Origin of the sequence: Borrelia parkeri (assembly GCF_023035815.1) — a bacterium.
GTDB classification, from domain to species: domain Bacteria; phylum Spirochaetota; class Spirochaetia; order Borreliales; family Borreliaceae; genus Borrelia; species Borrelia parkeri.
Genome location: NZ_CP073159.1, coordinates 210,588 through 222,948 on the forward strand (window position 1 = coordinate 210,588; position 12,361 = coordinate 222,948).

A 12,361-nucleotide genomic window follows, 5' to 3' on the forward strand; every position below is an offset into this window, starting at 1 on the left:
ACACACAAGAGCATATGAAGAAAAACGACAACAAAAATAAACAAGGGCATATGAGCAAAAACGATAACAAAAACACACAAGAGCATATGAAGAAAAACGACAACAAAAATAAACAAGGGCATATGAGCAAAAACGATAACAAAAATAAACAAGAGCATATGAGCAAAAACGACAACAAAAATAAACAAGGGCATATGAGCAAAAACGATAACAAAAACACACAAGAGCATATGAGCAAAAACGATAACAAAAACACACAAGAGCATATGAGCAAAAACGATAACAAAAACACACAAGAGCATATGAAGAAAAACGACAACAAAAATAAACAAGGGCATATGAGCAAAAACGATAACAAAAATAAACAAGAGCATATGAGCAAAAACGATAACAAAAATAAACAAGAGCATATGAAGAAAAACGACAACAAAAACACACAAGAGCATATGAGCAAAAACGATAACAAAAACACACAAGAGCATATGAAAAAAAACGATAACAAAAATAAACAAGAACATGAAAAGAAAAAAACAATGTTAAAAGGCAAATTTGAAGATAATTTAAAAACAGATTCTTTAATTGAACTAGACAAAATTAATTGGCAAGAGGAGTTGAACATAGATGAATAAAAGAAAAAATTTACCCACACTAATAATTTTAATAATATTACTTATTGCTTCATTTGGAGGACTTGGTTATTACGTATATAAAGAACGCCTAAATAAAAACAATCAAGAAATAATGCTGAATGAAGTAAAAAACAGCATTATGGATAGAAATTATAAAAAAGCACACTCAATAACAAAAATTCTAAAAGATAAATACCCACAAAATACAGATATTGCAATGCTTGAAAACACTCTTTCCGAACTTGCAAATAATAGTCCTTTTGAATCAAAAGATTTACAAAGAGATACAGCTAATCAAATATTAGATAAAATACAAGGAAAACAACAATTAATACCTATGAATAATGAAAATTCTGAAATTGCTTTTAACAATAGATATATAAAAGATACTACAAAAATAGAAAATTATGCTGATAGAAAAGATGATACTGGAATTGAAAACGAAGACATTTTAGAATTTCATCAAAACACAGTCCCTGAGAACTTAAGAAAAAACATAAATAAAATAACAAAACAACAAGAATCAACTCCAAACAACGATAAATCTATTGAGAATAAAAAAAATCTATTTAACTTAAAAAAACTAAAAGAAAATCTCAACAAAGAATTAAATCAAACCAAGACCACCCAGTTCAACACTACAAAACAAGTTATCAAAACACACGAACAAAATGAAGATAAACTTATACAAAAAAATACAGATGACTCTAGGGAAAATAAAACAAAACAAATTGACAAAGTTATCGAAATTTCTCCCTCTCTCAAACCAAAAACTAAAAAAGAGATCCCAAACAGAAAAGATACTCATAAAAATCAAATAATCGAAAAAATAGAGAGACCTTATAGTTATGTAATAAAAAAAGTACTTTATGAAATATTAGATAACATTAATACCGGGGATCCCTCACTTGCCAAAGAAAGACTTAATGAGCTCATTAAAAAAGGATTGAGTGACAAATTCAATAAAGTTAATGACTTAATTGATAAACTACAGACCCAAGAAGCGGCCAATCTATTAATTAAATTAATAAAACAAGATATAGAGCCAAATTCAATAAGTATAGAAAAAGCTCCTTTCAAAAAGGAGCTTTTCAAACAAAAACAACCCAAAGAAGAAAAATTCCCCACAAAAGATCACTTAACAGATAATAAAATAAAAATGAAAGAAAAACCTAAAACACATGCAAACCATCTTAGTCAAACCTCAATAGACTTACAATCTCTTAAAATGCTAGCATCAACAAATGAGGAACAAAAAGATTTCAAAAAAGCTGAAGCAATTTATGAAAAAATTGCAAATATTACAAACGAAGCAGAGGATCACTACAAAGTCGGAATAATGAAATTTAAACTTAAAAAATATGAAGAATCAATAAAAGCATTTGATAAAACAATATCATTAAATCCAAAGCACAAAAAAGCATATACAAATAAAGGAACAAGCTTAATATTGTCACATAAACCAAAACAAGCAATTGAAGCTTTTAAAAAGGCAATTACAATCGACCAAAATTATGATACTGCCTACTATAAAAAAGGAATAGCTGAAGAACAAAACAATAATAAACAAAATGCTTTTTTAAGTTTCAAAAAAGCTTATGAGATTACAAAAAATCCTCATTATGCTTTAAAAGCAGGAATTATTGCAAACCATATCGGGGATTTTAAAAACAGCGAAAAATATCTAGACAAAGCAAGTACTTCGATAAAAGAAAAAAACGATATCATGTTTTATAATCTAGCAATAGCAAAATTTGAAAATGATAATCTTAATGAATCACTAACAAACATCAATAAAGCCCTTGACATAAATCCAGAAAAATCTGAGTATTTATATTTAAAAGCATCTATTTATTTGACTAAAGCAAATTATAATGAAGCAATACCACTCTACAATAGTGTAATTTTAAAAAATCCTGAAAATATTACGGCTCATATCAATCTAGCAAGATCATACGAAAAGTCAGGCAATGAACCAAAAGCAATTGAAATCCTTGAGAAAATTAGCAATAAAAATCATTTATTAGCACTAAACAATCTTGGCATACTTTATAAAAATCAAGGAAACTATCAAAAAGCAATAGAAACTTTTCAAAAAGCAGAAGCTCACTCAAGTCTTGAAGCAAAATACAATCTTGCAACTGCCTTAATTGCTATTAAAGATAATAAAAGAGCTATGGAAAAATTAAAAGAATACATTAAAATAAATCCAAACAACCCAGAAGCTCTACATGCATTAGGCATAATAGAATATAATGATAATGGGAATGATAAAATACTTAAAGAAGTTATCAACAAATTTCCCAATTACAAACAAAATAAAACAATAATAAAGATTATAGGCAAATGAATAAAATAAAATTTTTAGATAGAAGTCTAGTACAAAAAATAGCAGCAGGAGAAGCAATAGATAGACCTTGTTCAATTTTAAGAGAATTACTTGACAATTCAATAGATTCTGGAGCAGATAAAATTGAAGTTTTTCTTGAAGAAGGTGGGATTCGAAGAATACTAATAACAGACAATGGGAGTGGAATAAGCAAAGAAGATTTAAAGATATGTTACCTACCCCATACCACTTCAAAAATAAATGAAGAGAAAGACCTTGAAAAAATCCAAACACTAGGATTTAGAGGGGAAGCCCTCTCAAGTATTGCCATCTGTTCAAATCTTACAATCACAAGTTCAACTACAGGAGAAGACAGCTACCAAATTGAAGTTGAAAATGGAACTGAAAAATATTTTAAAAAACAATCCGCAATAAATGGAACAATAGTAGATGTTACAAATCTATTCCACAATTTCCCAGCAAGAAAAAGATTCTTAAAAAAAGACTCTATTGAGACAAAAATGTGTTTAAAAGTTTTTGAAGAAAAAGCTGTTACTCATCCTGGTATTGACTTTAAATTAAGTCTAAATAATGAACTAAGAAAAGTTTACTTTAAAGAAAGCTTAATAAATAGAGTTCAGAGTGTATATGGAGAAATAATAGAAAACAATAAATTTGGGAAAATAGAAACAGAATACGAAAATGTACAAATGAAAATCTTTTTTGCTCCACCCAATTTTTCAAGAAAAGACAGACGAAACATAAAAATATTCCTCAATAGGAGACCTGTTGAAGAGCACAATCTATCTGAAGCAATAATTGATGGACATAGCAGAATACTAACTAATAGAAATTTCCCAATATGTTATTTATTTCTAGAAATAGATCCCAGATACGTAGATTTTAATATACATCCTCAAAAAAAAGAAGTAAGATTTTTTAACTTACCATTTCTTCCTAAGCAAGTTTCAAGCAATATTAACGAATTTTTTGACAGAGAACGAAAAGAGATTTTACAAGACTACCATAACATAATAATCAAAAGGCAAATAACAAATGATGCTCATCTATTACACCCTGAAGATGATCCAACAAATTCAGATTTTCAAGCTTATAAAATCATACAAAACGAATCATTGATTCTAGATAAACCTCAAAACAATAAAATAACAAACATAATAGAAGACAAGGTAAAATTTGAAAGTCAAAACCCAATTCAAAAAGATAAAACATCATTCAAAAGCTATATCCAAAATATTCTCCTAGAAAATCCTACAATGCCAAATGATTTTCAAAGACCAATAGCAAAACATGAATTTAAATATAGGGGACAACTATTTTCAGAATTTTTAATAGTAGAAAAAGATAATGAGGTTTTCTTCATAGATCAGCATGCACTTCATGAAAAAGTCATATATCAAACTTTAATAAATTCAGAAAAAATTACCCAAAAACTTCTAATACCAATTGAATTTCAAGTAGACTGTGAAGATACAGATAAAATATTAGCAAGTGAATTGGAAGAATATAAAAAATTAGATATTATAGTTACCAAAATAAAGGAACAAACCTACCAACTCGAATCAATTCCCAATATCTGCAACAAATATGAAAATGTTATCATCCAATTTTTTAAGACAAGAAAAAGTAAAACAATTGATTCTCTGGAAACTGACTTATATGCAACTATTGCATGTAGACAAGCTATTAAATGCAATGATACAATAAGTTTTGAATTTAGTCAATTTTTAATAAATGAATTTTTCAATCTCAAACTAAAATACTGCCCACATGGAAGAAAAATTTACCATAAAATTTCTAAATTTGAGCTTGAAAAAAGTGTTAACAGAAAATAAAATGAACATGGAAGCCGCTTATGATAAAAGATATTAAATCCAAAATTCAAGAACTGATCCCACAAAGAGATAAAAAATTAGTTGAACTTGGCAAGGTACTTAAAAACAGTAACGTAATAGAGCTTAAAAAATTAAAATCTTACACATCTTTAAAATTAATTGAAAAAGAAATATCTCAGCTTAAAGCAAGCCTAAATAAAATAGAAGATAATGAGAGTAAACTAAAAGAATTATATAAAAAGGTCAAAGACTATAAAAAAAGCAAAAAACATATCCTAAAAGCATACGAAAAAAAACTTAAAAAAATTACTGAAATAATAATAAACAAATATCCAAATAATCTTTCAACAATTTTAGAATACAAAATGAATTTTACCAAATCAACACTTGAAAAGCATAAATACAAAACAACAGAAATAATAAAACTCAATGAAAAAATTAATTTCTTCAAAAGACTTATCATAAACATTACACTAATGCTAAAAGACATCATAAATAAAATAAACATAGAAAAAATGTCAAAAGAATTCGAGAAAAAAATATTAAAAGAACATTTATTTTCAGACAATTTAGAAAATTTAATTGATGAATTTGTAGAAAACAAAGACTTAAGCAAAGCAACTGTTGAAGAATATAGGTTAATAAATGAAATTCAAACAGAAATTGTAAAAATAAACAATGAAATAAAACATAAAAGTATAAAAGATAACATTAATAGTAAGAATAAAATAGAATGTGCTATTAATGCTGTTCAAACAAATAGAGAATTAATTTTAAAAAAAATTGCAGAAGAATTTGTTGAGATGTCAAAAACAGAAAAGGGATTAAATAAAACTGGAACAATTAATTCATTGTTAGAAACAATAAAAAATATAAATCAACAGATATCCAAATTGAATGCAGATTTAATAAAAGCAATAAAAATAGATGAAGTTGTAAAAGTGAAATCAAAAATGCAACAACTCATCAAAAATAAAGAATCAATTGAGGCCAAATTAAACGAATTAAATTCAAAAATAGAAATCATACAAAATGAAATTGACGAACTTGACAATCAATAAAAAATCAATATAATGATTTAAGGTATTTCTAAGCTTTAATTGGCATAAAAAGTATTTAATCACTTTTAAGAACTTTTTTAGCTTGTCTTTACTTATATGGGGCCTATAGCTCAGTTGGTTAGAGCACCCGACTCATAATCGGGTGGTCCCAGGTTCAAGTCCTGGTAGGCCCAAACTAGTTTAATCTAAAAAATAAATTAGAATGTTTGCCCACATAATAAAACCCTAAATAAGCATCCAAGTTATCATCATCCAGCTGAATATTCATTAAATCTTCGATTTTAACAATTGAATAGAAAAAATCAATTTCATCCTTAGGAGTCTTAATCAAATATAAATTATTACCACTAATTTCATTTAACTTAAGCTTATCTTTCGAGTTATACATATAATAATGAATTAAAGTCAATTCTTCTTCCGACAAGCTTAAATTTATAACAATATCTCTACTATATACCCTCATTCCAGAATCAATAAGATGAACTTGTGCCACAAAATTTTCAAAAGTCTTATCAAAAACATTAAACCTTAAATCTTTACAATAAAGAACATTTTTCCCAAGAACAGAACCTATAAAAGAAGAAGTATATTTATCCTTAGCTACTTCAATAAACTCCTTACTATCCATGTTTTCAACAAAAAATTTAATCACATCATTAGAATTTAAAACTTTAACGGCAAAATCAAAAGTCATAAAATAATCGAATTTATCTTTAGCGAAATAATAATTAATTACATAATCAACTTCCCTGATATCAGGATAGTTCATCTCACAAGAACAAAAAAAAATAAAAAATAATAACAATATGTTACTCTTTAACTCTCTCAGCATACTCTTTAGTTTCGGAATTAACTAAAATTTTATCTCCAACATTAATAAAAAGAGGTGCTTTTACCACCAATCCCGTATGAAGGGTAACATTCTTCATTGCATTAGTTACAGTATCACCTTTCACAGCAATCTCAGCATCTATAACCTCAAATGCAACTTTTGGAGGCAATTTAAGATCAATAACTTCTTTACCCCATTTAACAAGAGAATAAATCTCAGCTTCTTGCAAAAACATAACCTTGTCCTCAATATTTGCAATCTCTCTTAAGTTCACATCAAATTGATCATAAGTTTCTAGATCCATAAAAATAAGATTTTCATTCTCTTTATAAAGATACTGAGAAGCAACTTCTAACACTTCAATTTCTTCTACTGTATCAGCACCCTTTAAAGTTTCCTTAACAACAGACTTGTTTTTAAGATTTTTAAGCTTCAATCTTACAATAGAACCTCCCCTACCCATTTTTGAAAACTCTCTCTCAAGAACAATATGTGGCATGCCTTTAAAAAGCAAAAAAGTACCTTTTTCAATATCTCCCGATTTAATTGTACCCATCTACTACCTCAAATTCTTAATGTATATAATAACTTATATCAAAAAATCAAAATATTTACTATTCATTGACTTATCTAAGATTAATGATATTATATATAGTTGTAAAAGGAGTTAATTTAATGCAGGTTATCAAAATGCTCTTTACTATTTCAGTAGCTTTTTTATTTAGCAATTGTACAAACAAAGACAAAGAAAATGTCATTGCAATTGGTGGATCTACCTCGACAACCTCTATTATGGATGAAATGATCCTACGATATCAAAAAATAAACAATCAACTTAAAGTCACTTATGATGCTCAAGGCAGTAGTGTTGGCATTAAAGGATTATTTGATGGTATTTATAAAATGGCTATCTCTTCAAGAGAGGCAACTGAAGAAGAAATAGCTCAAGGAGCAAAAATTACAATCATTGCTTATGACGCTTTAATATTCATTACAAGCCCTGATATCAAAATCACAAATATTACAGAAGAAGATTTAGTAAAAATACTTAATGGAAATATTAGAAATTGGCAACAAGTTGGTGGACATGATGCTAAAATTAACTTCATAAACCGAGATTCATCATCAGGCTCTCACTCATCTATAAAAGAACTGGTTCTTGATAAAATATTAAAAAATCCTGAAGAAGCTCAATTCAGACAAGATAGTATTATGGTCAAATCCAATGGTGAAGTCATTGAAAAAATAAGTCTCACACCCCACTCAATTGGTTACATTAGTTTTGGATATGCAAGAGGTGCAATAGAAAAAGGGCTACATACACTCTCAATAAACAGCATATATCCTACAAAAGAAACAATAACAAAGGACAAATATAATATAAAGAGAAGGCTAATAGCGATCACAAACAGTATTTCTGAGGATCAGAACATACTTGATTTTATTAACTTTATGCTAAGTCCAAATGGACAAGATATTGTTGAAGAACAAGGGTTCATAAAGGTTCATACAACTGAAAATAACTAAAATCATGACAAAATTGTCTTAAGAATTTAAGTTAAATACAAATTTAACAAAATTCGATTTCTATAGGGGAACTCTTTTAAAGCATGAAATTAACTTTAAAGACAAAAAGAAATATTGTTAGATTGGCTTTCAACTGTTTTATTTTTACATCCGCAACAATTAGTACCTTGACAATATTATTACTAGTCTTATTCATCATTAAAAATGGACTAGCACCCTTGCTTAATAATAAAATTAAAGTTTTTAATTTTCTATTCAGCACAAACTGGGATCCTACTAGCAGATTACAAAAATCTTACGGAATTTTATCTTTTATTATAAATTCAGCTTTAACAACATTTTTTTCTGTCCTAATTGCACTACCAATTGGACTTGGTTTTGCAATTTACCTGTCTGAGAAAACCAAAGGCATTTACCAAAAGACATTACAAACCATAATAGAACTCTTAGCAGGAATCCCAAGCGTAGTATATGGATTTTTTGGAAGCACATTCATAGCCACCCTTATAAAGAACACTTTTAGAAGAGAAGATAACTTAGGATATAATTTAATAACCTCAGTAATAGTTTTAAGCATAATGATACTCCCAACAATAATTAGCGTCTCATACACATCACTTAAAGCTGTTCCAAAATCATATAAACTAGCATCTCTTGCACTAGCTGCAACAGATTGGCAAACAATATATAAAGTGATGATTCCTTCAGCTGGAAAAGGAATTTTAGCAGGAGTAATACTAGCAATTGGAAGAGCTATTGGTGAGACAATAGCAGTTTTAATGGTTGGTGGGGGTTCACCTCTATTTATACAAAATATATTCTCACCTATTAGAACACTAACGGTAAACATTGCAATAGATATTGGATATGCATCTGGAACACACAAAGAGGCCCTATTTTCTACAGCTTTGGTCTTGCTATTATTAGTCATAATAATAAATTCAATTAAACACTTTATTTTATCTTCATCTAAAAGGCTAAAAATCAAGTGAATACAATTCAAACAAATAAATTATTCAATAAAATTTCATTTTGCATAATCAAATTCATTGCTTATTTTTTAATAACACTATTATTTTTTCTAATATCGTATATAATATACAATTCACTATTCTTTACAAGCAAAAAACAAACATTATTTTTAGATGAAACAAAACACTTTTTACCATTCAAATTGAAAAACAAAATAATCAAAATTGCATTTATTATTAATAAAAGCATAAAAGCGGAAGAAATTACTACGCAAGATATCTACAATATATACAATAATAAAATTTCACATTGGGGAAGCATATCAGATCAAAGTATTGACATAGTTCCAATTGCAAGTTCACAGTCAAATCTTGCAAGTACAGTCATACTACAAACTTTTACCAAAGACAATAAATTTAATAACAGGTATATAAAGCTTGTAGAATCAAATGAAAAGATAATAGAAACTGTCAACAAAACAACAGGGGCTATTGGTTACTTAACAAAAGAAGAGCTTGAAAAATTAGATTTTAAAAAATATTCAGAAATTAAATCCCTAAAAATTAAATCAATGTCTATTTTAGTAGGCAAAAAAACACTACAAAAAAGTGAAAATGAAATTATTAATATACTAAGCCTTAATCAGATTAAAAAATTACTCATCAAAAAGACAGACTGGAATGACTTAATATCTAAAAATATTAAATTAAATATCATAAAATACTCAGATTATGATCAAAATGCAATAAAAACAGTAGAAGAACATGAAGGCACAATTGCAGTTGTACCTTGGCATTCTTTCTATAAAAGTGATGCTCCTTTTCTCAAATTATACTATATGAAAAAAGACATGCCTTTAAACTTAAATTTTATATTATCTACTCCAAGAAATTCTGGAAAATACGGGGGTATTTCTTATTTAATCTTCAACACATTTTACGTCATACTATTAACAGCAATAATATCAATTTCAATAGGAATTAGTACGGGAATAATGCTTGCAGAATATACTTCAAATAAAATATTTTATAAAACAGTATCTATGAGTGTTGATATTTTATCATCCATCCCTGCTATCATTTTTGGACTTTTTGGACTTATCTTTTTTGTTCCAATCTTTGGCATGGGAATACTCTCAGGAGCAATAACAAGTTCTTTAATGATATTACCAATGATTATTAAAACAACTGAGGAAGCACTAAAATCAATTCCTAAATCATACAAATATGCCTCAGTTGCTCTAGGTGCCAATAAAACAGAAACTATAATCAAAATTTTACTACCCGCTTCTAGTCCAGGCATATTGACAGGAATAGTGCTTGCAATAGGACGTGCTCTTGGAGAAACTGCTGTACTCCTTTTTACAATGGGAACAAATTTAGGACTTGCAAGTTCTCTAAATGAACCTTCAAGAAGTTTAACTGTACATCTACTATTATTATTTCAAGAAGGATATTTAGACAAAGGTTTTGCAACAGCATCAATACTTATAATAATGATACTTTTAATAAATTTAACATCAAAATTTCTAATCAATAAATTATATAGGATTAAGTAAATGAGCCAAGACAAAGCAATTATTAAAACAGAAAATCTAAACTTATTTTATACAGATTTTAAAGCATTAAATAATATTAACATATCAATACTAAGAAATAGCATCACAGCCTTAATAGGTCCATCAGGTTGTGGAAAATCAACATTTCTTAGAACACTTAACAGAATGAATGATCTTGTGGAAGGCGTTAAAATAGAAGGAAAAGTTATGTACGAAGGTAAAAGTATTTACTCAAACAACTTTGATGTACTGGAACTTAGGAGAAAAATTGGAATGGTTTTTCAAACTCCTAATCCATTTTTAATGTCAGTTTATGACAACATAAGTTATGGACCTAAAATTCATGGAATTAAAGATAAAAAAAAACTTGATGAGATAGTTGAAAAATCCCTAATAAAATCTGCACTATGGAATGAAGTAAAAGATAAACTTAATAGAAATGCCTTAAGCCTTTCAGGGGGACAACAACAAAGACTTTGCATCGCAAGAACTCTTGCAATCGAACCAAATGTAATATTAATGGACGAGCCTACTTCTGCTCTTGATCCAATTTCAACAGGCAAAATTGAAGAGCTAATAATAAATTTAAAAGAAAGCTATACGATCATAATTGTAACTCATAATATGCAACAAGCCGGACGGATATCTGATCGAACTGCATTCTTCCTAAATGGATACATTGAAGAAGAAAGCCAAACAGATGAATTATTTTTCAATCCTAAAAATATTAAGACAGAAGAATATATTACTGGCAAGTTTGGCTAATTACCCCAAAGACACATCAAGGAACATCATTAAAGCAAATCCAATAACTCCAAATATGGTTGGAATTTTATTGTCAATATCTTTTCTCTTAGCTTCAGGTATTAATTGTTCAATTGAAACATAAATCATTGCCCCTGCAGAAAAAGATAAAGCAAAGGGTAGAATCCTAGTAAAAGTATAAACTGCATAAGATCCTAAAAATCCTCCAACAATTTCTACCAAACCTGACATCTGACCATAATTAAAACACTTCCATAAAGGAACATTACCTCGTCTTAAAGGCAAAGAAATTGCTGCACCTTCTGGCATATTTTGAATACCAATTCCTAATGTAAGAATCATAGCCCCAACTAAAGTATGAATATCAGGAGAAGAAGCTAAAGCTCCAAAAGCAACACCAACAGCAAGTCCTTCCGGAAAATTATGCAACGTAACAGCCGTAAAAAGCAAAAAATCCTTTTTACCATGTCTTGTTAAATCTTCATCAATAAATGCTAGTTTATCAAGATCTGGCACAAATACATCCACAATATATATAAAAAATGCTCCTAAGAGAAAACCAAAAACTGCTGGCACCCATGCAACATAACCAAGCTCTTCCGCCATCTCTATTGCTGGTTTAATAAGTGAAAAAAAACTAGCAGCAATCATAATTCCTGCTGAAAAGCCAAGCATAGCATCCATTATTTTATTGTTTACTTTTCTGAAACAAAAAACAGCAGCCGCTCCAAAGGCCGTAGTAAACCAAGTAAAAGTAGAACCTAAAAATCCTAAAAAAATAGGATGTAAAGTTAATAAATAATCACCTAAATGTTTAAACATAAAGTATCCT

Annotated in this window: 10 protein-coding genes and 1 tRNA gene; 8 read left to right on the forward strand and 3 right to left on the reverse strand. The window is 28.3% G+C overall.

What is annotated here, in order from left to right; all coding sequences use genetic code 11:
• The first annotated feature begins 621 nt into the window (after nucleotides 1-621).
• From bpSLO_RS01020 to bpSLO_RS01035, 4 genes are all read left to right on the forward strand, one after another.
• Entirely contained in the window at nucleotides 622-2,979 is a 2,358-nt protein-coding gene (locus bpSLO_RS01020) for a tetratricopeptide repeat protein (RefSeq protein WP_246989723.1), read from the forward strand.
• The gene (gene mutL, locus bpSLO_RS01025) at nucleotides 2,976-4,814 is read left to right on the forward strand and encodes a DNA mismatch repair endonuclease MutL (RefSeq protein WP_025375248.1); all 1,839 of its coding nucleotides are present in this window, start codon (nucleotides 2,976-2,978) and stop codon (nucleotides 4,812-4,814) included. The genes bpSLO_RS01020 and mutL overlap by 4 nt, the downstream gene beginning before the upstream one ends.
• Before the next feature lie 20 nt (nucleotides 4,815-4,834).
• A complete protein-coding gene (locus bpSLO_RS01030; RefSeq protein ID WP_246989725.1) occupies nucleotides 4,835-5,875 on the forward strand; it encodes a hypothetical protein in 1,041 nt (346 codons plus the stop codon).
• 99 nt (nucleotides 5,876-5,974) lie between these two features.
• A tRNA-Ile gene (locus tag bpSLO_RS01035) sits at nucleotides 5,975-6,048 on the forward strand.
• Between the two features lie 2 nt (nucleotides 6,049-6,050).
• Here the strand turns inward: bpSLO_RS01035 and bpSLO_RS01040 are convergent.
• Nucleotides 6,051-6,707 carry a hypothetical protein gene (locus bpSLO_RS01040; RefSeq protein WP_025375250.1) on the reverse strand — a complete coding sequence of 219 codons (657 nt, stop codon included), beginning with the start codon at nucleotides 6,705-6,707 and terminating at the stop codon, nucleotides 6,051-6,053.
• Entirely contained in the window at nucleotides 6,685-7,263 is a 579-nt protein-coding gene (efp, locus tag bpSLO_RS01045) for an elongation factor P (protein WP_025407481.1), read from the reverse strand. The genes bpSLO_RS01040 and efp overlap by 23 nt, the downstream gene beginning before the upstream one ends.
• 119 nt (nucleotides 7,264-7,382) lie before the next feature.
• Here efp and bpSLO_RS01050 point away from each other — a divergent pair, with 119 nt between their 5' ends.
• From bpSLO_RS01050 to pstB, 4 genes are all read left to right on the forward strand, one after another.
• Nucleotides 7,383-8,234 carry a substrate-binding domain-containing protein gene (locus bpSLO_RS01050; protein ID WP_172797960.1) on the forward strand — a complete coding sequence of 284 codons (852 nt, stop codon included), beginning with the start codon at nucleotides 7,383-7,385 and terminating at the stop codon, nucleotides 8,232-8,234.
• A gap of 83 nt (nucleotides 8,235-8,317) precedes the next feature.
• The gene (gene pstC, locus bpSLO_RS01055; RefSeq protein ID WP_025407480.1) at nucleotides 8,318-9,226 is read left to right on the forward strand and encodes a phosphate ABC transporter permease subunit PstC; all 909 of its coding nucleotides are present in this window, start codon (nucleotides 8,318-8,320) and stop codon (nucleotides 9,224-9,226) included.
• Nucleotides 9,223-10,764: a phosphate ABC transporter permease PstA gene (gene pstA / locus bpSLO_RS01060; protein ID WP_038447935.1), complete on the forward strand. Its 1,542-nt coding sequence runs from the start codon at nucleotides 9,223-9,225 to the stop codon at nucleotides 10,762-10,764. The genes pstC and pstA overlap by 4 nt, the downstream gene beginning before the upstream one ends.
• Nucleotides 10,765-11,529 carry a phosphate ABC transporter ATP-binding protein PstB gene (pstB, locus tag bpSLO_RS01065; RefSeq protein WP_011772173.1) on the forward strand — a complete coding sequence of 255 codons (765 nt, stop codon included), beginning with the start codon at nucleotides 10,765-10,767 and terminating at the stop codon, nucleotides 11,527-11,529.
• On the opposite strand, the gene bpSLO_RS01070 is transcribed toward pstB, so the two are convergent.
• Nucleotides 11,530-12,351 (reverse strand): ZIP family metal transporter, encoded by an 822-nt coding sequence (locus bpSLO_RS01070; RefSeq protein ID WP_025375255.1) that lies wholly within the window; start codon nucleotides 12,349-12,351, stop codon nucleotides 11,530-11,532.
• Between the last annotated feature and the right edge of the window lie 10 nt (nucleotides 12,352-12,361).

Bases quoted from the DNA above. Each gene is read 5' to 3' on its own strand.
- bpSLO_RS01020 (WP_246989723.1), top strand. From the start codon at position 622: ATGAATAAAAGAAAAAATTTACCCACACTAATAATTTTAATAATATTA.
- mutL (WP_025375248.1), top strand. From the start codon at position 2,976: ATGAATAAAATAAAATTTTTAGATAGAAGTCTAGTACAAAAAATAGCA.
- bpSLO_RS01030 (WP_246989725.1), top strand. From the start codon at position 4,835: ATGATAAAAGATATTAAATCCAAAATTCAAGAACTGATCCCACAAAGA.
- bpSLO_RS01040 (WP_025375250.1), bottom strand. From the start codon at position 6,707: ATGCTGAGAGAGTTAAAGAGTAACATATTGTTATTATTTTTTATTTTT.
- efp (WP_025407481.1), bottom strand. From the start codon at position 7,263: ATGGGTACAATTAAATCGGGAGATATTGAAAAAGGTACTTTTTTGCTT.
- bpSLO_RS01050 (WP_172797960.1), top strand. From the start codon at position 7,383: ATGCAGGTTATCAAAATGCTCTTTACTATTTCAGTAGCTTTTTTATTT.
- pstC (WP_025407480.1), top strand. From the start codon at position 8,318: ATGAAATTAACTTTAAAGACAAAAAGAAATATTGTTAGATTGGCTTTC.
- pstB (WP_011772173.1), top strand. From the start codon at position 10,765: ATGAGCCAAGACAAAGCAATTATTAAAACAGAAAATCTAAACTTATTT.
- bpSLO_RS01070 (WP_025375255.1), bottom strand. From the start codon at position 12,351: ATGTTTAAACATTTAGGTGATTATTTATTAACTTTACATCCTATTTTT.